This is a genomic window from Pleomorphomonas sp. T1.2MG-36 (assembly GCF_950100655.1).
Taxonomy (GTDB): Bacteria; Pseudomonadota; Alphaproteobacteria; order Rhizobiales; family Pleomorphomonadaceae; genus Pleomorphomonas.
Window position 1 is genome coordinate 219,610 of the sequence record NZ_CATNLY010000023.1, and the last position, 22,845, is coordinate 242,454.

Annotated in this window: 22 protein-coding genes and 2 tRNA genes; 15 read left to right on the forward strand and 9 right to left on the reverse strand. The window is 65.2% G+C overall.

Features of this window, described 5'->3' with window-relative positions; genetic code table 11:
- Positions 1-62: 62 nt before the first annotated feature.
- A complete protein-coding gene (locus tag QQZ18_RS12485) occupies positions 63-608 on the reverse strand; it encodes a hypothetical protein (RefSeq protein ID WP_284541252.1) in 546 nt (181 codons plus the stop codon).
- A 200-nt stretch (positions 609-808) separates the two neighbouring features.
- On the opposite strand from QQZ18_RS12485, the gene QQZ18_RS12490 reads away from it, so the two are divergent.
- Both QQZ18_RS12490 and QQZ18_RS12495 read left to right on the forward strand, forming a co-directional pair.
- Entirely contained in the window at positions 809-1,522 is a 714-nt protein-coding gene (locus tag QQZ18_RS12490) for a response regulator (protein WP_284541253.1), read from the forward strand.
- Positions 1,519-2,832, forward strand: coding sequence for an ATP-binding protein (locus QQZ18_RS12495; RefSeq protein ID WP_284541254.1), 1,314 nt, complete (start codon positions 1,519-1,521; stop codon positions 2,830-2,832). The genes QQZ18_RS12490 and QQZ18_RS12495 overlap by 4 nt, the downstream gene beginning before the upstream one ends.
- Before the next feature lie 71 nt (positions 2,833-2,903).
- On the opposite strand, the gene QQZ18_RS12500 is transcribed toward QQZ18_RS12495, so the two are convergent.
- Genes QQZ18_RS12500 through QQZ18_RS12515 form a run of 4 tightly spaced genes read right to left on the reverse strand, consistent with a single transcriptional unit; the run spans position 2,904 to position 7,334 of the window.
- A complete protein-coding gene (locus QQZ18_RS12500; protein WP_284541255.1) occupies positions 2,904-3,911 on the reverse strand; it encodes a DUF4340 domain-containing protein in 1,008 nt (335 codons plus the stop codon).
- A gap of 22 nt (positions 3,912-3,933) precedes the next feature.
- Entirely contained in the window at positions 3,934-5,808 is a 1,875-nt protein-coding gene (locus tag QQZ18_RS12505; protein WP_284541256.1) for a Gldg family protein, read from the reverse strand.
- A 9-nt stretch (positions 5,809-5,817) separates the two neighbouring features.
- Complete coding sequence (locus tag QQZ18_RS12510) at positions 5,818-6,564, reverse strand: ABC transporter permease subunit (RefSeq protein WP_284541257.1); 747 nt, start codon at positions 6,562-6,564, stop codon at positions 5,818-5,820.
- A 29-nt stretch (positions 6,565-6,593) separates the two neighbouring features.
- A complete protein-coding gene (locus QQZ18_RS12515; RefSeq protein WP_284541258.1) occupies positions 6,594-7,334 on the reverse strand; it encodes an ABC transporter ATP-binding protein in 741 nt (246 codons plus the stop codon).
- 253 nt (positions 7,335-7,587) lie between these two features.
- On the opposite strand from QQZ18_RS12515, the gene QQZ18_RS12520 reads away from it, so the two are divergent.
- From QQZ18_RS12520 to hcp, 4 genes are all read left to right on the forward strand, one after another.
- Positions 7,588-8,979: an ethanolamine ammonia-lyase subunit EutB gene (locus tag QQZ18_RS12520; protein ID WP_284541259.1), complete on the forward strand. Its 1,392-nt coding sequence runs from the start codon at positions 7,588-7,590 to the stop codon at positions 8,977-8,979.
- Positions 8,976-9,725: an ethanolamine ammonia-lyase subunit EutC gene (gene eutC / locus QQZ18_RS12525; RefSeq protein WP_284541260.1), complete on the forward strand. Its 750-nt coding sequence runs from the start codon at positions 8,976-8,978 to the stop codon at positions 9,723-9,725. The genes QQZ18_RS12520 and eutC overlap by 4 nt, the downstream gene beginning before the upstream one ends.
- A gap of 112 nt (positions 9,726-9,837) precedes the next feature.
- Positions 9,838-11,157, forward strand: coding sequence for an ABC transporter substrate-binding protein (locus QQZ18_RS12530; protein WP_284541261.1), 1,320 nt, complete (start codon positions 9,838-9,840; stop codon positions 11,155-11,157).
- A gap of 120 nt (positions 11,158-11,277) precedes the next feature.
- Positions 11,278-12,864 (forward strand): hydroxylamine reductase, encoded by a 1,587-nt coding sequence (gene hcp / locus QQZ18_RS12535; RefSeq protein ID WP_284541262.1) that lies wholly within the window; start codon positions 11,278-11,280, stop codon positions 12,862-12,864.
- An 82-nt stretch (positions 12,865-12,946) separates the two neighbouring features.
- Here hcp and QQZ18_RS12540 read toward each other — a convergent pair whose 3' ends face one another.
- The gene (locus QQZ18_RS12540; protein ID WP_284541263.1) at positions 12,947-13,081 is read right to left on the reverse strand and encodes a hypothetical protein; all 135 of its coding nucleotides are present in this window, start codon (positions 13,079-13,081) and stop codon (positions 12,947-12,949) included.
- Positions 13,082-13,297: 216 nt separating this feature from the next.
- On the opposite strand from QQZ18_RS12540, the gene hydE reads away from it, so the two are divergent.
- Together hydE and QQZ18_RS12550 are read left to right on the forward strand one after the other, a co-directional pair.
- Entirely contained in the window at positions 13,298-14,347 is a 1,050-nt protein-coding gene (gene hydE, locus QQZ18_RS12545; RefSeq protein WP_284541264.1) for a [FeFe] hydrogenase H-cluster radical SAM maturase HydE, read from the forward strand.
- A 247-nt stretch (positions 14,348-14,594) separates the two neighbouring features.
- Positions 14,595-14,987 carry a DUF1236 domain-containing protein gene (locus tag QQZ18_RS12550; protein ID WP_284541265.1) on the forward strand — a complete coding sequence of 131 codons (393 nt, stop codon included), beginning with the start codon at positions 14,595-14,597 and terminating at the stop codon, positions 14,985-14,987.
- Positions 14,988-15,030: 43 nt separating this feature from the next.
- On the opposite strand, the gene hydF is transcribed toward QQZ18_RS12550, so the two are convergent.
- From hydF to hydG, 3 genes are read right to left on the reverse strand one after another with little or no spacing between them, the layout of a single operon-like run.
- Complete coding sequence (gene hydF / locus QQZ18_RS12555) at positions 15,031-16,263, reverse strand: [FeFe] hydrogenase H-cluster maturation GTPase HydF (RefSeq protein WP_284541266.1); 1,233 nt, start codon at positions 16,261-16,263, stop codon at positions 15,031-15,033.
- Positions 16,264-16,276: 13 nt separating this feature from the next.
- The gene (locus QQZ18_RS12560) at positions 16,277-17,668 is read right to left on the reverse strand and encodes an aspartate ammonia-lyase (RefSeq protein ID WP_284541267.1); all 1,392 of its coding nucleotides are present in this window, start codon (positions 17,666-17,668) and stop codon (positions 16,277-16,279) included.
- A 25-nt stretch (positions 17,669-17,693) separates the two neighbouring features.
- Entirely contained in the window at positions 17,694-19,097 is a 1,404-nt protein-coding gene (gene hydG, locus QQZ18_RS12565) for a [FeFe] hydrogenase H-cluster radical SAM maturase HydG (RefSeq protein WP_284541268.1), read from the reverse strand.
- A gap of 236 nt (positions 19,098-19,333) precedes the next feature.
- On the opposite strand from hydG, the gene hpaR reads away from it, so the two are divergent.
- The 7 genes from hpaR to QQZ18_RS12600 all read left to right on the forward strand — a co-directional run bounded on the left by hpaR (position 19,334) and on the right by QQZ18_RS12600 (position 22,831).
- Positions 19,334-19,873 (forward strand): homoprotocatechuate degradation operon regulator HpaR, encoded by a 540-nt coding sequence (gene hpaR, locus QQZ18_RS12570; protein WP_284541269.1) that lies wholly within the window; start codon positions 19,334-19,336, stop codon positions 19,871-19,873.
- Between the two features lie 14 nt (positions 19,874-19,887).
- Positions 19,888-20,472, forward strand: a complete 585-nt coding sequence (locus tag QQZ18_RS12575) for a DUF1349 domain-containing protein (protein WP_446728656.1) — start codon at positions 19,888-19,890, stop codon at positions 20,470-20,472.
- A gap of 17 nt (positions 20,473-20,489) precedes the next feature.
- On the forward strand, positions 20,490-21,293 hold the full coding sequence (locus tag QQZ18_RS12580) for an ABC transporter ATP-binding protein (RefSeq protein WP_284541271.1): 804 nt from the start codon (positions 20,490-20,492) through the stop codon (positions 21,291-21,293).
- 40 nt (positions 21,294-21,333) lie between these two features.
- A tRNA-Pro gene (locus tag QQZ18_RS12585) sits at positions 21,334-21,410 on the forward strand.
- A 66-nt stretch (positions 21,411-21,476) separates the two neighbouring features.
- Positions 21,477-21,782 carry an ETC complex I subunit gene (locus QQZ18_RS12590; RefSeq protein ID WP_026790850.1) on the forward strand — a complete coding sequence of 102 codons (306 nt, stop codon included), beginning with the start codon at positions 21,477-21,479 and terminating at the stop codon, positions 21,780-21,782.
- Between the two features lie 40 nt (positions 21,783-21,822).
- Positions 21,823-21,899, forward strand: a tRNA-Arg gene (locus QQZ18_RS12595).
- Between the two features lie 227 nt (positions 21,900-22,126).
- Positions 22,127-22,831: a hypothetical protein gene (locus tag QQZ18_RS12600; protein ID WP_284541272.1), complete on the forward strand. Its 705-nt coding sequence runs from the start codon at positions 22,127-22,129 to the stop codon at positions 22,829-22,831.
- Positions 22,832-22,845: the final 14 nt, after the last annotated feature.

The window sequence follows — 22,845 nt, forward strand, 5'->3', positions numbered from 1 at the left end:
TGTAGTCAATCTGAACGGCGAGGCAAAACCTCGCCGCTCCGCGCATGATCCGATGGAAGCTGTCAGGCGACCAGATCGAACAGATAGCTGGTGCTGCTCGACGAGGTCGAGGAACCGTCGGCGCTGTAGGAGGTCTGGCTGCTCTCGGCCAGCGCTTCCTGCAATTCCTTCAACATGTCGGCGATCGACGTACCGGACGAGGAACTGCTGCCAGTGGCTTCGGCGGTGTCACCGTCCTGGGGCGGCGGCCCCGGAGGCGGACCGCCGGCGCCTTGCGCCCCACCGGCACCGTGGGGCCCCTGCGAGAAGGTTTCGTCGAAGACCTTCGCCAGGTCATCGGCCTGGTCGGAGGTAAGCGTGCCGGCGTCGACCTGCTGCTGGATCAGATCGGCGATCTTCTCCTTCATCTCATCGGGCGATGGCGGCTTGCTGGAAGCCGTATCGCTCGACCGATTGCTCGACAGGGTCTCGTCGATGTTCTCAAGCGCGGATGCGAGCGCGGACTGACTGCTGGACTGGATGCTGCCGGTGCTGATGTCGGATTGGAGCGTCGACTGCAACCGTGCGAGCGGCGACTGATAGGCGTTTGTGGAGGAAATCGAGGTCATTTTCACCCTCGGGTTAGAGTCTTACGCAGTACCTCCGAGGAGCCAAGCGCCGCGTTCGTTAACGAGCGGTAACCAATTCATCCGCGCGGTAACGATGCGTTTCGGCAGTCACGAAAGGAAACATCCGGATACAAAATAACTGTCGTGGCCGGACGCCCGAATGCTAAAGCTCGCCCGTTGAATGGAGATGGCCTTTCTTCATGCAAAATCACATCCTGCTGGTTGAAGACGACAACGACATCAATACGCTGGTCTCGCGCTATCTCAAGGCGAACGACTGTCGCGTATCTGTGGCACGCGACGGCCGCGAGATGGATCGCATCCTGACGACCTCGCGCGTCGACATCGTTTTGCTCGACATCATGCTGCCCGGCGAGGACGGGCTCAGCATCTGCCGGCGCCTGCGCAACAGTTCGACCATGCCGATCATCATCCTGTCGGCGCGCGGCGAGGAAATCGATCGGGTGGTCGGTCTTGAGATCGGCGCCGACGACTATGTGGCCAAACCGTTCAGCGCCCGCGAGCTTCTGGCACGCATCCGGGCCATTCTGAGGAGAAGCAGCTTGCCGGCCGCCAAGACGACGCGCTCGGAGGCGCGCCGCCTCGGCTTTGCCGGATGGGTGATCGACACGCGCGAACGCAGCCTGACGACGCCGTCGGGCGCCAAGGCGACGCTGACCGGCGCCGAGTTCGACCTCCTGGTCGCCTTCGCCGAACGCTCCGGCATCACGCTCAGCCGCGACCAACTCCTCGAACTGACCCAGGGGCGGCTCGCCGCTCCCTTCGAGCGGTCCATCGACATTCTGGTCAGCCGCCTGAGACGCAAGCTTTCGCCGGACGACGAGAAGTCCGAGTTCATTCGGACCATCCGGTCGGAAGGCTACCTGTTCACCCCGGAAGTGACCGCCTCATGATCGGCAAGGCTCTGCGCCTGGTGTTCGATTCAGTTGCCGGCCAGGTCATCGTCCTGCTGGTGCTGTCGATCGTCGCGATGCAAGGAGGGCTGACCGCCTACTTCTTCCTGTCCAATCCGCGCTCGGTCTTCAGTACCTCCCCAGGCGAAAAGGCCGGCGAGATCGGCGCCGCCGCCCATATTCTGGACACGGCCAGACCGGACGAACGACCGCGGCTCCTGGAGCTGATGAAGGACAACCTGCCATCGCTCGCCGCCTGCGTCGGCCCCGTGCCGAAGGAGGCGGCCGAGATCAGGTTCGGCCCGCTGCCGGCTCGGCTCGGTAGAGCCGCCATCGCCCGCAAGGTGTTCGATGGCCGCCCCGCTCCCGGGGACGAGTTGATCGGTCCGCTTTTCCTCGAGCTTTCCGACGGTACCTGCTATCGGCTGGAGCTGCCCGAAGCCGAAGCGCTTCGCTTCTTCGGACCGGGTATGACCATGCTTGGCTTCCTGGCGATCACCACGATCGTGCTGGTGAGCTGGGCCATTGTGGTGATCATCGGCCCACTCCGGCGCTTCGAGGGCGCCGTGGAGCGTCTGCGCGACATGCGCTCGGACGTCTCGGTGCCCGAGATCGGGCCGCGCGAACTGCGCGCGGCCATATCGGCCTTCAACCGGATGCGTGCCCGCATCGGAAAGCTGATGGCCGAGAAAACCACCATGCTCGCCGCCGTCAGCCACGATCTTCGAACACCCATCACCCGCCTGAGATTGCGTGCCGAGTTCATCGACGACGAGACGATCCGCGAACCGATGCTGGCCGACCTCGACCACATGGCGGCGCTGGCCCAGGTCGCGCTCGTGCATCTCTCCGGCACCGATAGCCCCGAACCCTTCGACCAGACCGATCTGCCCAGCCTGTTGCAAACCATTGCCGACCAGTTCGCCGACCTCGGGCACACGGTGTCCTATGAGGGACCGAGCCGGCTGACCGCCTGCGTGCGGCGGCGCGACATTCTGCGGGCGGTTACCAATCTCGTCGACAATGCCGTGCGCTACGGCGACCAAGTGGTGGTGTCGTTGAAGAAACTGCCCGGACGCCGCCTGGCGATCTCGGTGGCGGACAACGGCCCCGGCATTCCGGCCGGAGAGCGGGAGCATCTGCTGGAGCCCTTCGTACGCGGCGACAGCGCCCGCGGTTCGGTGCCCAACTCCGGCTTCGGCCTCGGCCTGACCATCGCCCGAGACGTCGCCGAAGCGCACGGCGGGTGCATCCTGCTGGCCGACAACGCGCCGCACGGCCTTCTGGCCACCCTCGAGATCGAGGGGTAGCCCGCTCATATGCGACGGCCGGCGAGTCTCCCCGCCGGCCGCGCGCCTCACTCCGTTCCAGCCTGTTCCGGTCAGCCATCCTTGGCGAGGTTGGCCACCGTCCAGCCGAACATCTCGGTGTGGATGATGTTGACCTTGAACTCGTAGCCGGCTGCCTTGTCGTTGATCGCCTTGGCGGCGTCGGCCGCCTTGGGATCGATCGCCTCGGCGACGATACGGATCCACCCCTTGCCTGCGTCGTCGGCCGCCGGCACCGCCGTGGCGGTCACAGCCAGCCCGTCGGTGGTCTCGTAGCGCAGGCGCGTCGTATTGCCGATCGTGGCAGGCGTCTCCTTGCGGACATCGCTGAAATCGAAACCCTGCAGGAAGGCCGTGACGCGGTTGGCCTTGCCTTCGTCCGGCGCCTTGGCATCCGGCAGCGCCGCCGGCAGCAGCTTGTCGCCTGTCCGCACGAAGTCGACGGTGGCACCGCCGGCGTCGGTCAGCGTCACCTTCGACAGGGTCGCCGGCTTGATGTCGGTCAGGCGGGCATCGAACCAGTCGGCGCGGGCTGTCGGCACGTCGAGGGAGCCGCGCACCAGATAGGACTGCGGGTTGCCGTCGAGGCGCACATACTGGCCGCCCCGGCTGCCACCGACGGTGTAGTCCTTGGTGCCGGCATAAATGGCCGCGAGCGGTTTGCCCTCCTTGTCGAGCAGCGCCACCTTGGTGGACGCCCCCTCGCCGGCGGCGGGATCGGCGAGGCCGAGGTCGACGTAGCGGTCGGGCTTGTCGGTCTTGTCCTCATCGATGGTCAGTGTCGCCAAGGACGAGACGAGCTTGCGCACGGCGTCGATCTTGGCCGGATAGCCGGACACATCGACGAAGCGGTCTCCTTCGCGCGTCAGCCTGGTGGTGTCCTTGCCGACGGTCACGGCGAGGCTTTCCACCGAAGCCGACGTCTTCACGAGGTCCGGCAGAAGCGCCCGGCCACGATCGGCGACGGCGCTGTCGGCGGCGGTCCCGCCGGCGACGACCACGGCCGCGACAACGGCGGCGGCGGTGACGACGGCAAGACCGATGAGCGATTTCGGCGTCATATCAGGTAACTCCTCGCTGGACTCAGGCTTTGCGGACCGGCACCGGCCGACGCGGCCGGCGCAGGGCGAAGACGAGGGCGATAAGCGCCACCGCCGCAGGCACGACGCCGATGATCAGCACCATGATCCAGTTCTTGAGCCGGGCAACGTCGGCGCGGAGGTTGTATTGCACCTCACGCAGTTCGGCGCGGGCCGACAGGAGATCGGACTTGAAGGTCTCGATCGTCTTGGCCTGCTCGGTGGAGACCAACTCGCCATCCTTTGCCTCGCCGGTTGTCGAAGCATCCTTCAACTTCTTCTCGGTATCGGCGATACGCTGCGTCAGTTCCTGCTGCTTGGTGAGGAAGCGTTCCTCGGCGGCGCGCTCCAGCGCGTCGATACGCGTGAACGGACGCCAGGAGACGGTGCGGCTACGAAGATCGGCCAGAGCCACGCCGCCGGCCATCTGCTCGACGGCATTGAGCAGGAAGTCGCCGTTGTTGGCGAAGGCCTGCGCCACCTGCCGGCCGAGCACGTTCTGCTTCTGCAGCCAGTTGCGGTCGGACAGCATGTCGGCGTCGCCGGCCAGGATGACATTGGGGGCCGACGCGCTTTCCTTGATCGGCGCGGCTGCGGCAGCCGAGTCCTTCGGCTTGCCATCAGGGAAGGCCGTGTGAAGCTTGCCTTCGAGACGGGCGGCGACCACCGGACGGCCGCCGGACTTCTCGATCTTGGCGAGAAGCGCGCGCGGATCGCCATAGGGATCGGCCGCTTCGCCAGCGGAAAGAAGGCCCGCGTCGGCGGAGGCGTACATCAGCGGCTTCAGCGTCGCATCCTTGCCGGTGGCGGTGAAGCTGCCGGCGGTGGTCATCACCACAGCGTTGAGCTTGGAGGTGACGGCATCGCCCCGGTCGAAGCCATCGTCGTGGATGGCGAACCAGGGATAGTTCGCGACCTCGGCCTGCCGGCCGCCGATGTTGCGCACGGTGCGGATCGCCCAGTCGGGATCGCCGATCGCCTTCTTGGCATCGAAGCCGACGCCCCAGGCATCGAACATCTTCTGGAAGTCGGAGGCGTTGTTCTCCACCGGCACGCCGGGTTGCGGTCCGGCCTGGGTCTCGGCGAACGGATCGGCGAACACCAGCGTGGCGCCGCCCGACAGCACCCACTGGTCGAGCGTGTAGAGCGTGCGGTCGCTGAGCTTCTGCGGCTGCACCACCAGGACGACGCGGGTGTTGTCCGGCAGCTTGTCGATGTCGCCGCCGACGGTCTCGACGCTGTAGGTTTCCTTCAGCATCGTGAGGATCTGAGCCGGCTCCTGCCCGGTCATCGGGTTTCCGGCCATGCCGAGGCCGTCGAGAAGCGCGACGACCGGCTTCTTCGGCTGCCCCAGTTCGGCCACGAGGCGCGTCAGGTCATATTCAAGGAAGGCCTCGCGATCCGGCGTGAAAACCGGAATGTTGGCCGACCCGTTGGTCGAGTTGGTGGCGGCAAGGCCGAAGTAGATGGGATCGGAGCTGCCATCGAGGCTGATACGGTTGATGCCGAGGCCGACGGCGCGATCCTCCTCCTCCGAGTAGGGCTGGGGATCGATCACCTCAAGGGTGATCTTGCCGTGCGACAGGCTCTCGTAGGTGTCCAGCATGGCGCGGACGCGCGAGGCGTAGGCCGACAGCGCCGGCGCCGCCTCATGCAGGCCCGCCGACATGAACAGGCGCATGTGGATCGGCTCGTCGAGCTTGTCCAGCATGGCCACCGTGCCGTGGGAGAGCGAGTAGAGACCGCCGTCGGTGAGATCGATGCGGCTCGAACGGAACAGCGTCGCCGACAGCGAGTTCACGGCAAAGTAGAGGATGATCGCTAGGACGGCGCCGACGGCGACGAGGCGGGATTTCGGTATCCGGTTGAGTTTCGACATCGTGGAACCTCAGGCCGCTTTCTTGGCATCGACGACCTGGACGTTGATCCAGAGCGCGAGCACGATGGTCGACAGGAATAGGATGACGGCCGGCGCCTCGAGGACACCGCGCGTCAGCCGGTCGAAGTTGGTGATGAACGACAGCGACTGCACCAGATCGACCACGAAGGCCGGTGCCCAGCCGCGCAGGGCCGCCAGCACCAAGTTGGTGCCGGACATCACCAGCAGGAAGGAGATGATGGCGGCAAGAATGAAGGCGATCACCTGGTTCTTGGTCATTGCCGAGATGCAGGCGGAGATCGCTAGGAAGGCACCGGCCATCAGGAAGGAGCCGAGATAGCTCGCCAGGACGATGCCATTGTCGGGCGATCCCAGGTAGAGCGTCACCAGCCAGAAGCTCATGGTGAGCACCAGAGCCACCGCCGTGAAGGCCCAGCCGGCCAGAAACTTGCCGATCACCACCTCATGGGCGCGCACCGGCAGCGTCATCAGGAGTTCGATGACGCCGGAGCGGCGCTCGTCCGCCCAGAGCCGCATGCCGATCGCCGGCATCAGGATGAGGAAAAGCCAGGGGTGCCAGGCGAAGAACGGGCCAAGGTCGGCCTGTCCACGCTCGAAGAAACCGCCGGCGAAAAAGGCGAGGCCGGCCGAAAGGGCGAGGAATACCAGGAGAAAGACGGCGGCGAGCGGCGTCGCGAAATAGGCGCGGAACTCGCGGCCGAACACCAGAGAAATGGTGCGGAAAGAGGTTTTCATCTCGGATCGTCTCCGGAAGGGAAGCGGCGTCAGGCGGCCTTGCTGCCGGTGATGGAGCGGAAGACGGTTTCGAGCGTCGGTCGCTGGCCATCGACGACGGCGGCGTCGAGAAGCGCCGACGGCGTCGCATCGGCGACCACCTTGCCCTCGGCGATGATGACGACGCGGCTGCAGATCGCCTCGACCTCTTCAAGGATATGGGTCGAGATGACGATCGCCTTGCCCGGCGCGATCGCCGCGATCAACTCGCGCATGTCATGCTTCTGGTTGGGGTCGAGACCATCGGTCGGTTCGTCGAGGATCAGCACTTCCGGGTCATGGACCAGCGCCTGGGCGATGCCGACGCGACGCTTGAACCCCTTGGAAAGAGCGTCGATCGGGCGATTCCAGACGGCGGCGAGATTGACCCGTTCGACCATTTCGGCGAGACGCTCGCCGAGCACGGCGCTGGACAGGCCGCGCATGCGTCCGACGAAGGCGAGAAAATCGGCAACCGTCATGTCGCCATAGGCCGGCGCTCCCTCGGGCAGATAGCCGAGATGGCGACGGGCGGCGATGGGGTCGGTGAAGACGTCATGGCCGGCGATCGAGGCGGTGCCGGCGTCCGGCTCCAGAAAGCCGGTCAGCATCTTCATGGTCGTCGACTTGCCGGCACCGTTGGGGCCAAGGAAGCCCACGACCTCGCCACGGCTCACCTCAAGGCTGACGCCGTCTACGGCGCGCAGTCTCGAAAACGTCTTCACCAGGCCGCTGGCCTGAACGAGTTGCATGCCTTTTCCTCCAGCGTTCGAAATCGTCCATCCGGGCGCCCGGCGGCACCGAGCCTTTACGGCCGGAGCTACCACGGGCGGGCAAGCAGGGATATCGGATTCTTGGCGAAATCGTGTTCAAAAACAGACCTTACCGATTGTTCATCAAAGGCCCCTCGACCCATCGGTAGCGTTCCTCATGTGACTTTGCACGAGGCGACAGCTGCCCAACAAAACGCCTTGGCCAATCCTTGAGCGATGATAGACTTGCGGCATGTCTAACTATGCCATCCTGCTCGGCCGTCAGCGTCACGTCTTCGACGATCTCAAGACCCTCATGGCCGCTGCTTCGCCGGAAAAATCCGGCGACCGGCTGGCCGGCATCGCCGCCGACACCAACGAGCGCCGCGTCGCCGCCCGCTACCTCCTGGCCGACGTTCCTCTCCGCACGTTTCTCGAAGAGCCGCTGATCCCCTACGAGATCGACGAAGTCACCCGGCTGATCCTGGATGGTCACGACGACGCCGCGTTTTCACCGGTCGCTCACATGACGGTCGGCCAGTTTCGCGACTGGCTGCTCTCCTACGAATGCACGACCGAAGCGCTTTCCGCCCTTGCTCCTGGCCTGACTCCGGAAATGGTCGCCGCGGCCTCCAAGATCATGCGCAACCACGACCTGATCGTCGCGGCCGCCAAGGCCAGCGTCGTCACCGGTTTCCGGACCACCATCGGCCTCAAGGGGCGCCTGTCCAGCCGCCTGCAGCCGAACCATCCGACCGACGATCCCGAGGGCGTCGCCGGCTCGACGCTCGACGGCCTCACCTACGGCGTGGGCGACGCGGTGATCGGCATCAACCCGGCCGGCGACAACCTCGAAGCCTGCATGCGGCTGATGGAGCTGTTCGACCGGCTTCGCCAGCGCTTCGACATCCCCATGCAGTCCTGCGTGCTGACCCATGTGACGACATCGATCAAGGCCGTCGAGGCCGGTGCGCCGCTCGATCTGGTGTTTCAGTCGATCGCCGGTACCGAGGCCGCCAACCGCGGCTTCGGCGTCGATCTGAAGGTACTTCGGGAAGGACGGGAGGCGGCGCTCAGTCTGAAGCGCGGCACCGTCGGCGACAATGTGATGTATCTGGAAACGGGCCAGGGATCGGCCCTCAGCGCCGACGCCCATCATGGCGTCGACGAACAGACGGTGGAGGCGCGCGCCTACGCCGTTGCCCGCCACCTGAAGCCGCTGATCGTCAACACCGTGGTCGGCTTCATCGGGCCGGAGTATCTCTACGACGCCAAGCAGATCATCCGGGCCGGCCTGGAGGACCACTTCTGCGGCAAGCTGCTCGGCGTGCCGATGGGTGTCGACGTCTGCTACACCAACCATGCCGAAGCCGATCAGGACGATATGGACAACCTGATGTTCCTGCTCGCCTCGGCCGGCGTCAACTTCCTGATCGCCGTGCCCGGCGCCGACGACGTGATGCTGAACTACCAGTCGCTCAGCTACCATGACATCGTCAGCCTCCGGCGCTCCTTCGGCCGGCCGCCGGCGCCCGAATTCGAGGCCTGGCTCTACCGCATGGGCCTTTTCGACAGCGAGGGGCGTCTGGCACCGCAGGCCAGCTCCGTCGCGCGCCGCCTCATCGACTACAAGGCGTCGGCATGAGCAATCCCATCGACCTCGATCCGTTCGCCCGCTTCAGGGCCGTCACCCGCGCCCGCATCGGCCTCGGCCGGGCCGGCGACTCGCTGCCGATCCGCGCCGTGCTCGACTTTCAGCTTGCCCATGCCCGCGCCCGCGACGCCGTGCACGGCCATGTCGACTTCACGGCAATGGCGGAACGGATCGGCGCGAAGCGGGCGGTGATCCGGCTGAGATCGCGCGCTGCCGATCGGCCGATCTATCTCGCACGCCCCGATCTCGGCCGGCGCGTTGAACCGGCGGCTCTTGCCGGCATCGAAGCGGGCGACTGGGACGTCGCCTTCGTCATCGCCGACGGCCTTTCGGCCGCCGCCGTCGAGGCCCATGCCGAAATCGTGTTGTCCGCCTGTCTGCGCCGGCTCGGCGACTTCAAGATCGCTCCGATCGTGCTCGGCGAACAGGCCCGCGTCGCCTTCGGTGACGAAGCCGGTGAGGCGCTTGGCGCCCGCATTGTCGTCGTTTTGATCGGCGAGCGACCCGGCCTGTCGGTCCCCGACAGTCTCGGCGCCTATCTGACGTTCGGGCCGAAGGTCGGCCGGCGCGACAGCGAGCGCAACTGCCTCTCGAACATTCACGCCGACGGGCTGGCGCACGAGGCGGCGGCCGACAAGATTGTCTGGCTGATCCGGGAAGCGCTGAGGCTCGGCCTCACCGGCGTCGACCTCAAGGAGGACATGACCGGCGCGGCACTGCCGTCGGCGGCCCCTTGACCCAAAGCTTCTGAACAATCCGCCTCTTACGCGACCCTTCGCCAATACCTTCTGAACTATTGCCGCACTAGCATCCCCGAACGACCGCGTTGAGTCGGTGGAGGGGAAGGCGATGCGCTTCAGCGCGATTGTGGGAGTTGCGACGCTGATCGGCACGACCAGCACCTCGATGTCTGCCGAAGTGCTGACGATTGCTGCCGTCGACAACGCCGACATGGTCCGCATGCAGGAACTCACCGACGACTTCGCCGCACGCAATCCGGGGATCCACCTCAATTGGGTGCTGCTCGAAGAAAGCGTCCTGCGGCAGAAGATCTCCACGGATATCGAGACGCGCGGCGGCCAGTTCGACATCATCGCCATCGGCAACTACGAAGTCCCGATCTGGGCTCGGCAAGGCTGGCTGCAGCCGCTCGACGCGCTGGGCGACACCTATGACGAGGACGATCTTCTGCCAGCCATCCGCAAGGCGGTCTCCTATCGAGGCAAACTCTACGCTTCGCCGTTCTATGGCGAGAGCGCCATGCTGATGTACCGCACCGACCTGTTCCGGGACGCCGGCCTTGAGATGCCGCCCTCGCCAACCTGGACATTCGTGCGCGACGCGGCGCTGAAACTCACCGACAAGGTCGCCGGACGCTATGGCATGTGCCTGCGCGGCAAGGCAGGCTGGGGCGAGAACATGGCGCTGCTCACGGCGGCCGCCAACTCCTTCGGCGCCCGCTGGTTCGGCTTCGACTGGCGTCCGGAGTTCAACTCGCCGGAGTGGAAGCGGACGCTCGAGTTCTACGTCGATCTGCTTCAGGCGGCGGGACCGCCTGGCTCGGCCTTTTACGGCTACCCCGAGAACCTCGACCTGTTCCGGGCGGGCAAGTGTGCCATGTGGATCGACTCCACCGTCGCCGCATCCACCCTCAGCGATCCCAAGACGTCGAGCGTCGTCGGGCGCGTTGGCTACGCGCCCTTCCCAAGCTACGGCACCCTCGGCAACCACGGCAACTGGCTGTGGACGTGGAACCTCGCCATTCCCACCAGCACAAGCAAGGCAGCCCCAGCCCAGCGCTTCATCGCCTGGGCAACTGACCGGGAGTATGCCGAGCTGGTCGCCGCGCATGAGGGATGGCCCTACGCGCCGCCCGGAACGCGCGTGTCGCTCTACAACAACCCCGGCTACCGGTCTGCGGCGCCGTTTTCCAGCTACACGCTAACCGCCATCAAAACGGCCAACCCCGACCAGCCGACCGTCAAGCCCGCGCCCTACACGGGCAGCCAGTTCGTGGCCATTCCCGAGTTCCAGAGGATTGGTGACGCCGTCGGCCAGATTTTCGCCGCCGCCGTCGTTGGGCAGATGAGCGTGACGCAGGCCCTCGCCTCGGCGAACGAAATGACCTTGAGGGAGATGACGCGAGCCCACTACGTCAAGCTGCCGTGAAATCGCTGGCAATTTGTGCCCGCGCAACGTCCCCCATGGGTGTCCCTTCTACGGTCGCCTCCATTCCGCCGGCTCGGCCGGCAAGAAGGGCTGTAAGCCCCCGAGGATGGAGACGGACAGATGTTTTGCTATCAGTGTGAACAGACCGCCCGCGGAACCGGCTGCGTGACGCGCGGCGTCTGCGGCAAGTCGCCGGAGGCTTCCGACCTGCAGGACGTGCTCGTCCACGCCGCCAAGCGCCTTGCGACCCGCTACGCGAACGTGCCCGCAGCCGAGCGGCCGGCGAACCTCGCCCCGATGCTCGAAGACGCTCTGTTCGTCACCGTAACCAACGTCAACTTCGACACCGCCTCGATCCTCGGCATGATCCGTAACGTGGTCGCCGCCGCCGGTACCCCCGCCGCGGGCGTCGCCGTCGAGGCGCCGGAAGACACCCTGCTCGCCTGGGCTCGCGAATCGATGATCGCCCCCCGCAAGGCAAGCCTTGGTGAAGATATCACCGGCCTGCAGGAGCTGCTGCTCTACGGCCTCAAGGGCATGGCCGCCTACGCCCACCACGCCCGCCAGATGAACCGCGCCGATCCGGTGGTCGACGCTTTCATGGTCGAAGCCCTCGCCAAGCTCGATGCCGGCGTCGCCACCGTCGACGAACTGCTCGCCCTCAACCTCAAGTGCGGCGAGGTCACCATCAACGTTCTGGCGCTGCTCGACGCCGCCCATGGCGACACCTATGGCAAGCCGACGCCGACGCCGGTGCTGATGGGTCACGTTCCCGGCAAGGCGATCCTGGTGTCCGGCCACGACATGGTCGACCTCAAGGCGCTCCTGGAGCAGACCGAGGGCAAGGGCATCAACATCTACACCCATGGCGAAATGCTGCCGGCCCACGGCTATCCCGAACTCAAGAAGTTCAAGCATCTCGTCGGTCACTTCGGCGGCGCCTGGATGCTGCAGCAGCGGGAGTTCCCCAACTTCCCCGGCGCCATCCTGATGACCACCAACTGCCTGATGCAGCCCTTCGAGGATTACGAAGGCCGCCTGTTCACCCGCAACCTCGTCGCTTGGCCGGGCATCGCCCACATCGAGGACCGCGATTTCTCGGCGGTGATCGAAGCGGCGCTGGCCGCCCCCGGCTTCACCGACAGCGTGAAGACTGGCGAGCACATGGTCGGCTTCGGCCATGACGCGGTGCTGGGCGCCGCCGACAAGATCATCGGCGCCGTCAAGTCCGGCGAGATCAAGCACTTCGCGGTCATCGGCGGTTGCGATGGTTCGGAAGGCGAGCGTTCCTACTACACCGACCTCGGCACCACCATTCCGAACGACTGGGTGATCCTGACGCTGGGCTGTGGCAAGTATCGTCTGCTCGGCCACGACTACGGCACCGTTGCCGGCCTGCCGCGTCTCCTCGACATGGGCCAGTGCAACGACAGCTTCTCGGCCGTCAAGGTGGCGCTGGCGCTCGCTGACGCCTTCGGTTGCACGGTCAACGAACTGCCGCTCTCCATCGTTCTGTCGTGGTTCGAGCAGAAGGCGGTCTGCGTGCTGCTCGCCCTGCTGCACCTCAACGTCAAGAACGTCCGCATCGGGCCGCGTCTGCCGGCCTTCCTGACGCCCGCCGTCCTGAAGGTTCTGGTCGACACATTCGGTCTGAAGCCGGTGGGCGAGGTGGAAACCGACCTCAAGGCGATGGCCAACGCCGCCTGATTGGGCGACGCGAGGAGGGAAAAACGGACCGGCCGGGCATCGCTGCCCGGCCGGCGGTTCCACGAAGAGCGCGTTGCGCGTATCAGACGCCGACGGCGATGGCCTGAAGGCCAAACAATACCGTCAGGAATGCCGCGGCAACGGCGATCCGCAGGCAGAACCCAGCAGACGGACACGTAAGAGCCCGACCCACTTCCTTGGCCACGGTGACAATCACGGCCGCCTCCCTGTTGCGTTCGCAGGTCACCCTGAACGATGAGGCCCGGCAAGTTCCTCCCACACCGGACCGCACGTTTGCAAAAATTAGAATCGAATCTACCCAAGAGTCATCCGAAACGTTTTGCCTAAGTATTCGGAGGGATGGGGACCGCCTGTCGCCAGAAGGTTGTTCAGGCTATATCTTTCACAACAGATATAAGTTTTCGGACACGTCATGAGCACAGCCGCCGCCCTTCTGAGAGAGCCCCCCGCCGGGGACGTTTTCGACCGTGCCGCCGTCAAGGCGCTGTTCGACCTGCCGCGCGAGACGCTGTTCGCCCGTGCCGACGCCGTGCGCAAGGACAACATGGGCGACGAGGTGTTCCTGCGCGGCATCGTAGAGTTCTCCAACATCTGCGCCAACGACTGCCTCTATTGCGGCATCCGCAAGTCCAATCGCGACGTGCGGCGCTATCGCATCGATGAGGAGGAAATCCTCGAGGTAGCCCACCGGATGGAAGGCTGGCAGCAGACGACCATCGTGCTGCAATCGGGCGAAGTGGCCGCAGAGAAGGAAGACGAGCGCATCGAGCGCATCATCCGCCGGATCAAGACGGAGACGCGGCTCGCCGTGACCATGAGCGCCGGCAACCGACCGCGCGACACCTATGCTCGCTGGCGCGCGGCAGGCATGGACCGCTATCTTCTGCGCTTCGAGACGTCCAACCCCGAGCTCTTCGCCTATCTGCATCCGGACTGCGACCTCGACGAGCGCATCCGCTGCCTCAAGGATCTGCGCAGCCTGGGTGTCCAGGTCGGCTCCGGCTTCATGATCGGCGTTCCGGGCGAGACGCTCGACATCCTGGCCGACAACATCCTGCTCTGCCGTGAACTCGACCTCGACATGATCGGCATCGGGCCGTTCATCGCCCATCCGGATACGCCGCTCGCCGGCCTACAGAACGCCTATGCCGACGACCACGACATGTTTTTCGCCGCCGTGTCGGCGCTCCGCATCGTCAATCCGAAGGCGCACATCCCGGCGACCACGGCCTTCGATGCCATCTTCCCGCACGCCGGCCGCGACCTTGTCCTGCAGCGCGGCGCCAACGTGTTCATGCCCAACGCGACGCCCGGCCGCTTCCGCAAGAACTATATGCTCTATCCGGACAAGCCTTGCGTCGACGAAGACGATCATCAGTGCTCCGGCTGTGCCGCGGCCCGCGTCTGGTCGATCGGCCGGGTGATCGGTCAGGGGCCGGGGCACTCGATCAAGGTCAGGTGAAGCTGCCGATCGTCGCCGGCAAGCCGTCGCGGGACGCGCGATCAATCGGCGACGCAGCGCCCTCGTCGGCGACGGAATGACGGGGCAGCCCCCGCTGGTTGCCCAGCGTCTCCGCCCTCGGGCGCCACTCGCTCCAGGGCGCGGCGCGTCGACCGAACGGCCTTCCCCTGATCTTTGGCGCCTTGCAGCTCGGGAACCTTTCCTGTCGGTCGGCCGTTGATGGCCTATCAACCAATAGGAGTCCGAGATGAAAAACATCCTCTCAGCTTCCCTTCTGGTCGGCGGCCTTGTGATTGCTCCGGCCGCCTTTGCCCAGGAAGGTACCCTCTCCGGCGCAGCTGGTGGCGCAGCCACCGGCGCTATCGTCGGTGGACCGGTGGGTGCCGTCGTGGGCGGCGTGGCCGGCGCCGCGGTCGGCACGATTCTCGATCCGCCGCCGCCGGAGGTGCGCACCATCGTCATCGAACAGACCACGCCATCGATCGTCTACGAACAGCCGATCGTGGTGGGGCAGGCCTTGCCGACGACTGTCGTGCTTCATCCGGTCCCTGGCTACGAGACCTACTATTACACCGTGATCAACAACGAGCGGGTCATCGTCGACCCGCAGTCGCGCGTGGTGTTGCAGGTCCTCAACTGACGCCGGAATCTCGGTCTGGAAGGCGGGGTTCGGCCCCGCCTTTTCATTGGGAGGCGCTGGCCCGCTCGAAAGCGATGCGCGCCGAGGGGAAAGGCCCGAGCGAGCGGTGAAGAACGCCCTGCACGCGGCTGATGGCAACGCCGTAGTTGGTGATCGGCACGCCCTGCCGCTCGGCCTGCCGGATGCGAAGTAGCACCTGCTTGCGGTTGACCGTACAGGCGCCACACTGAACGACCAGCGCGTAGGGGCTGAGATCCTCGGGGAAAGCCCGGCCGGCCATCGTCTCGAACTCGATGTCGCCGCCGGCGTATTGTCGGAACCAACGAGGTATTTTTACCCGGCCGATATCGTCGGCCATGGAGTGGTGGGTGCAGGCCTCGGCGATCAGCACCCGATCCCCCGGCTTCAAATGGTCGATGCGCGCCGCGCCTTCGGCAAGACGGACGAGATCGCCCTTGAAGCGGGCCATCAGGATCGAGAAGGTGGTGAGCGGCACGTCGTCGGGCGTATCGGCCGCCGCCTTCAACACGATCTGGCTGTCGCAGACCACGAGGTCGGGCTTCTTGCCGAGCATCTTCAACGTTGACGCCAGTTCGCGCTCCTTGACCACGGTACAGCTCGCATCGGCGTCCAGAATGTCGCGGATGGCCATCACCTGCGGCAGGATCAGCCGGCCCTTCGGCGCCGACAGATCGATGGGTACCACCAGCACCACATGCCCGCCGGCCGGCACCAGATCGGCCAGGAGATGCGGCACCTCGAAGGAACTCTCCGGAGCGGCCTGAAGAATCACCTCGCGGACACGCGCGGCATCGGCTTTCGATGCGGTCGAGATGATCGCGAAGGGCACGTCGCGCGCCTTGACCGCCGCCAGCGCCTCTGCCGGCGGCGCACCGAGATCGGCCTTGGTGAAGACGACGCAATAGGGAGTCTCGCGGTCGGCGAGCGCATCCATCAGCCTGATCTCGTCGTCGCCGATCGCTCCATCGGTGACGATGATGCCGAGATCGGTGTGGTCGAGCGCCTTGAGCGTCTTCTCGACGCGCATCTCGCCGAGGTTGCCGACGTCATCGATACCGGCGGTGTCGACAAACAGGACAGGACCGATCGGCAACAGCTCCATCGCCTTCTCGACCGGATCGGTGGTGGTGCCCGCGACGTCGGAGACGATCGACACTTCCTGCCCGATCAACAGGTTGACCAGGGACGACTTGCCGACGTTGCGCCGGCCGTAGACGCCGATATGCAGACGAAGACCCTTGGGCGTGGCGAGCATGGTCTGGTCCTATCTATTTCGTACCGAGGGCGGTCATGGCGTTGGCGGAGAGCAGGCGCTCGAGATCGGCGGGTTCGATCAGCTTGCGTTCGAGGACGATCTCGATCACCGACCGGCCGCTGTCGCGAGCGGCAACGGCAACCTCGGTGGCGGTCTCATATCCCAGGCGCGGCAGAAGGGCGGTGACGACGGCACGGCTTTCGGCCACCTGCCGCCGACAGGCCGCCTCATCGACGGAAAGCCCCTCGACGCAACGCGTGCGGAACATGATCGAGGCCGCCTCCAGAAGACTCAAACTGTCGAGCAATGCGTCGGCCAGGAGCGGCAGGAAGGCGTTGAGCTCAAGCTGGCCGTTCTGGGCGGCAAGCGTCACCACCTGGTCGTTGCCCATCACCCGCATGGCCGCCTGGCCGACCGCTTCGGGAATCACCGGGTTGACCTTGCCGGGCATGATCGACGAGCCCGCCTGCACCGCAGGAAGCAGGATCTCGCCGAAGCCGGCCTGCGGCCCCGACGACAGCAGGCGGAGGTCGGAGGAAATCTTGAACAGATTGACGGCATTGGCCTTCAGAATGCCCGACACCTCGACGAAGGCATCGGCGTTCTGGGTAGCGTCGACAAGGTTCTCCGCCCGGGCAAGACCGAGGCCGGTCACCTCGCGCAGCACTTCGGTGACCATGAAGACGTAATCGCGCGGCGCGGCAATGGCGGTGCCAATGGCCGTGCCGCCGAGGTTGACGACGCGCAGCCGCTCCTCGCACTTGAAGACGCGCCAGCGATCGCGCGATAGCGCTTCGGCCCAGGCCGAGAATACGGCGCCATAGGCGATCGGGCAGGCATCCTGCAGCTCGGTGCGGGCGATCTTGACCACACCGGACCAGGTCCGCTCCTTGTCCTGGAAGGCGACCTGGAGATCGGCGATGGCCTTTTCCAGTCCGTGCAGCAGGCGAATGGCGGCGATCTTCAGCGCCGTCGGGAAGGTGTCGTTGGTCGACTGATTGAGGTTGACGTGATCGTTGGGATGGACGCGGAGGTGCTGACCGCGCCGGCCGCCGAGCAGTTCCTCGGCCCGATTGGCGATCACCTCGTTGACGTTCATGTTGAGCGAGGTACCGGCGCCACCTTGCAGCGCGTCGACGACGATCTCGGAAAGGAGCGTGCCATCCTCGATTTCGCGGGCGGCGCGCACGATCGCCTCCGCCACATCGTCGGCAAGGAAGCCGAGGCGATGGTTGGTTTTCGCCGCCGCGATCTTCACGGCAGCATAGGCCTTGATGAGGTCGGGATGACACGGCCGGCCGGCCAGCGGAAAGTTCTCGCGCGCCCGCGCCGTGTGGATGCCCGTGAGGGCATCCGCCGCAATGTCACGCTCGCCGATCAGGTCGGCCTCGCGTCGCGTCGCCATCGCCTGCCTCCAGGCCACGTCCCCCTCAGCGGTAGACGTCGCGCTTGCCCTCGCGCACCTTGCGCATCATCGTCTCCGAATAGCGGGCGATCTTCGGCTCCATGGTCGCCACCTCGGTCGCCACGGCCTTTTCGCCGGCGGCGCAGGTATCTTCGGAGCCGTAGTCGAGCATGTATTCCATGAAGGACGACAGGGCGTTCGGTCCGCACATTTCGCGGATGAGGCCGGGCTTGGCAAGGTCCATGAAGTCGGCGCCGGTGCGTCCCATGCGATAGCAGGCGGTGCAGAAGGATGGCACGCAGCCGCTGGCGGCGATGTCGCGCACCACTTCATCGAGCGGGCGATGATCGCCGCGGGTGAACTGGGCGGCGTGCTCCTCGACCGGCGTCGCGTAGCCGCCGGGGTTGGTGCGGCTGCCGCCGGAGATCTGCGACACGCCGAGGCGGAAGGCCTCGCGACGCATTTCCGGGCTTTCGCGCGTCGACAGGATGATGCCGGTGTAGGGCACGGCGAGGCGCAGGATGGCGATGATCTTCTTGAAATCGGTATCCGAGACGGCATGCGGCGGCGCCATCGACACGTCCGAGCCGAAAGCGGGCTCCATGCGCGGCACCGAGATGGTGTGCGGGCCGACGCCGAAAGCATCCTCCAGATGGGCGATGTGCTGCATGGTCGCCAGCACCTCGAAGCGCCAATCGTGCAGGCCGAACAGCGGACCGATGCCGACGTCGTCGATGCCGGCGGCCATGGCGCGGTCCATCACCGACACGCGCCAGTCGAAATCGGCCTTGGCGCCCGACGGATGCATCGGCTCGTAGACCTTGCGATTATAGGTCTCCTGGAACAGCTGGTAGGTGCCGATGCCGGTTTCCTTGAGCCGACGGAACTCGTCGGTCTCCAGCGGAGCCACGTTGACGTTGATGCGGCGGATTTCGCCACGGCCACGCTTCACCGAGTAGATGCGCTCGATGGCGTCGATGAGATACTGGAAGCCGGTCTTGGGGAAGGCTTCGCCACCGATCAGCAGCACGCGCTTGTGGCCCTGGTCGATCAGCGCCGCCGTCTCCGCCTCGATTTCCTCCATGGTCAGGATCTTGCGATCGAGATCCTTGTTGGAGCGGCGGAAGGCGCAGTAGACGCACTCGTTGAGGCAGATGTTGGAGAAGTAGAGCGGCGCGAACAGCACGATGCGCGGGCCGTAGATCTCCGTCTTCACCTTCTCGGCCGTGTGGAACAGCTCGGCCGTCAGATCGGGGTCGGTGACGGCGCAAAGAACGGCAACGTCGTCCTCCGAAAGACCGCCCAGCATCGCCGCCTTTTCGAGGATCTCGCGCACGCGCTGCTTGTCGGCACCGGCGGCAGTAGCGGCGATCTCCGCCTCGATGCGATTCTCATCGAGCCAGGTGATCCGTTCGGTCTTCGTCATCATTGCAGCCTTTCACCGGCCCGTCCGCCGGAGCTTTTCGCAGGCGACACTGCCCGATATCGACCGGGGACGAATTGCGGGAGATCAATCCTAACTCGGTTAAACTGGAATAGTGGGGTAATAAAAGCCGGGGCAGCCCGGTTTGGTAGCGTTTACCTCGCTCGTTGGCGGCGTTTGTGTGGCGTTTCCTGACAGCACAAAAGCGGATAGGCTCGGACCAAACCAGCGAGGATTGTGGAATGAGGGAAAAGGACAACGAGACCTTGTCCAGCGACACGGCCGGTCGGGAAGCCGGCGCCCGCCGTCGCGGTCGCCTCAGGAATGTTTCCCGCTCGCTGCCGGTCGCCCTTCTCAGAACACGGGAAGCGGTGATGCGGCAATTTCGCCCGGTGCTGAGATCGGTGGATCTCACCGAGCAGCAATGGCGCGTGCTGCGAGCACTCGACTCGGTACCGGAGATCGACGCCACCGGCCTCGCCATGGCGACGTTCCTGCTTCCCCCCTCGTTGTCGCGCATCCTGCGCGACCTCGAGAAAAGGCATCTCATCAACCGCCGCCCCGACCCTGCCGACCTCCGGGCATGGCTGATCTCGTTGACGCCCGAGGGCAAGAAGGTCATTGACGCGGTGGGCACCTGGGCCGAAACGGTCTATGCCTCAATGACGGACCGGATCGGCCAGGAACGGCTCGACACGCTGATGCGCCTCCTCAGGGACATCGAGCAGGATCTCAACGCGCCGCTGACCGATGACGACGCGGCCGAGCCGCGCGGGGAATGAGTGGAGGAGACATGTTGAAGACGGGGTTTGGCGGCGGTGCGTGGGTGAACGAGCCCTCCCGCTGGAACATCGACGGCGACCAGTTGACCCTGGCCACCGAGAACGAGACGGATTTCTGGCGCGAGACCTATTACGGCTTCGTGCATGACAACGGCCATGCCTATCTGCTGCCGGCCGATGACGGCTTCACCGCCCTTTTGCGCATTCGCGCCGACTATACCGCCAACTTCGACCAAGCCGGCCTGATGCTGTACCTCGACGAGAAGCATTGGCTGAAGTGCGGCGTCGAACTGACGGATGGCGACCGCTTCCTGTCGGTGGTTGTCACCAACGGCCGCTCCGACTGGTCGGTTTGCCAACCCTTCCGCGAGCTTGACGACTTCCGCCTGCGCTTGACGGTCAAGGACGGTTCGGTGCTGGTCCACGCGTCCCGCGACGGCAAGACATGGTCGATGCTGCGGGTTGCCTCCTTCGCAACGGCGCCGCGCTACCGGGTCGGCCCCATGGCCTGCTCGCCATCGCGCGCTGGACTGGAAGTCGCCTTCTCGGACTTTTCCATCGGACCGGCCTCGACCGAGCCTCTCCACGCCGACATGTGAGGCGCAGGAGCTTGCCCATGACCGATGCACCCGCGATCCGCCTGACCGGCATCGACAAACTGTTCTCGACGGAAGCTGGCGGCACGGTAACGGCGCTCACCGGCGTCGACCTCGACGTGGCGGCCGGAGAGTTCGTCGCGCTGATCGGCCCATCGGGTTGCGGCAAGAGCACCATCCTGCGGCTGGTCGCCGGTCTCGACCGGCCGAGCAGCGGAACGGTGACCGTCCATGGCGGCGAACCGGGTGCTCTCAGCCGTGCCCACAAGCTGGGCTTCGCCTTCCAGGACGCGGCCCTGCTGCCCTGGCTCGACGTTCGCGACAACATCGCCATGCCCTTCCGTCTCGCCGGCACCGAGACGAACATGGATCGCGTGGCCATGCTCACCGATCTCGTGGGGCTCGCCGGTTTCGAGCGGGCGCGACCGGACGAACTCTCCGGCGGCATGCGCCAGCGCGTCGCCATCGCGAGAGCGCTGGTGCTTGAGCCGGAGGTCCTTCTGCTCGACGAGCCGTTCGGCGCGCTCGATGCGGTGACGCGGCGGCAAATGAACCTCGAACTGCAACGCATCTGGAGCGCCACGCAAACGACGACTCTTCTGGTGACTCATGCCGTCGACGAAGCCCTGTTCCTCGCCGACCGCGTGCTGGTGATGAGCCCGCGCCCCGGCCGGGTCATCGAAACGGTGGACGTGCCCTTCGGCCGGCCGCGCGCGCCATCGCTGCTGCGCGAGGCCGCCTTCCACGCCTTGGAGGACCGCTTGACGGAAGCGCTCATCCCCAACGCCTATAGCGAACCGGCGCGCATCCAGCCTATTGCGTAGCCGCTCCTGAAACGCTAGGTAATCCCTCACGTTTCGGTCGCGGGGCATAGCGCAGTCTGGTAGCGCACCTGCTTTGGGAGCAGGGGGTCGCAAGTTCGAATCTTGCTGCCCCGACCAAACGGCGGCCCTCGATCGCGGTCCCGCGGCCGGCGGCCGGGACGGCGACAGAGGAGAAGGGCCAAGATGACGGCGCGAATCTACAAGCCTGCCAAGACCGCCATGCAGTCCGGACGCGGTCGCACGGAGCGTTGGCTGCTGGAGTTCGAGCCGGAGAAGCCCAAGACCATCGAGCCGCTGATGGGCTACACCTCGTCGCGCGACATGAAGCAGCAGGTGCGCCTCTCCTTCGACACGCGCGAGGAGGCGATTGCCTACGCCGTGCGCGAGGGCCTCGCCTATCAGGTGATGGAGCCCAAGGAGCGGACGCCGAAGAAGCTCTCCTATTCCGACAATTTCAAATATTCCAAGGCCGAAACCTGGACGCATTGAAGCGTTCGGTCCCAGCCGCCCCTGGAGCGGCCGGCCTAACGGCTCCATAGCTCAGCTGGATAGAGCAGCCGCCTTCTAAGCGGCAGGTCGCAGGTTCGAGCCCTGCTGGAGTCGCCAAACACATCGCAAGCGCAAGCCACGAGCGGCGGCCGCCAAGCTGCTCGCAAACTCCGTTTTGCCGGGCATCATCGGCTTTCAGGTGAAGGCGCAGTTCTTTCCAGTTTGGAAACCAAGAAAGCCGCTCTCGTTCGAGGATGGCGCGAGGCGTGGTGATTGCGGATTGACTCCAAACCAATCCCGGTAGTTGTGTCGCGCCAACTTCATAAAGGGAATGGGGTACAATCTTGAAGTGTTATTCGGTTTTGGCCGTCGCCTCCGCGGCGTTGGCACTCTCTGGCTGCGTGACGGTCGAGAAGACCTCATTTGCAAAGCAAGCCGGACAGGAAATCCTCGTCCGCTCTGGACGAGACGCCATTCTGTCCCAAACGGGATCCACTCAGCTCATCGTCGCGCCGGCATCCCGCACCGAGCAGATGCCGAGGCCAACCTATGTGGCGCTGATCAGAAACACCGGGAACAAACCGGTTACGCTACGCTACTCGGATATTTCCGTCGTCCAGACCAACACCGGCAAGCCGCTCAAGGTATGGACCGTAGATGAGTTGCAGTCCGAAGCGCGCGGACAAGCCATTGCGCTGGCGCTGCTCGGTGGCGTGGCCGGTGCGGCAAGCGGATACTATTCGGGCTCGGGAACCATCAACGGTCAACACTATACCTACAGCGGCTACAATGGCGCCGCAGGCTCGGCCATCGCCAATGCCAACGTAAGATCCGCTGCGGCGGAGGGTGAGATCAATGTCGCGGCCCTCGAAAGCAACATGCTGATGGACAACACGATCCTCCCCGGCGAGTCATATGGCGGCGCGTTCGTGTTCGACGCGGCCAAAGTGGCCAAGACGTCCGATCCAAAGCAGTACACGATCACCTTCAAGATCGGGTCCGACGTCCACAAGATCCAGCTGGCGGTCACCAAGGAAAAATCGAAGTAACTTCGGATCTGCAC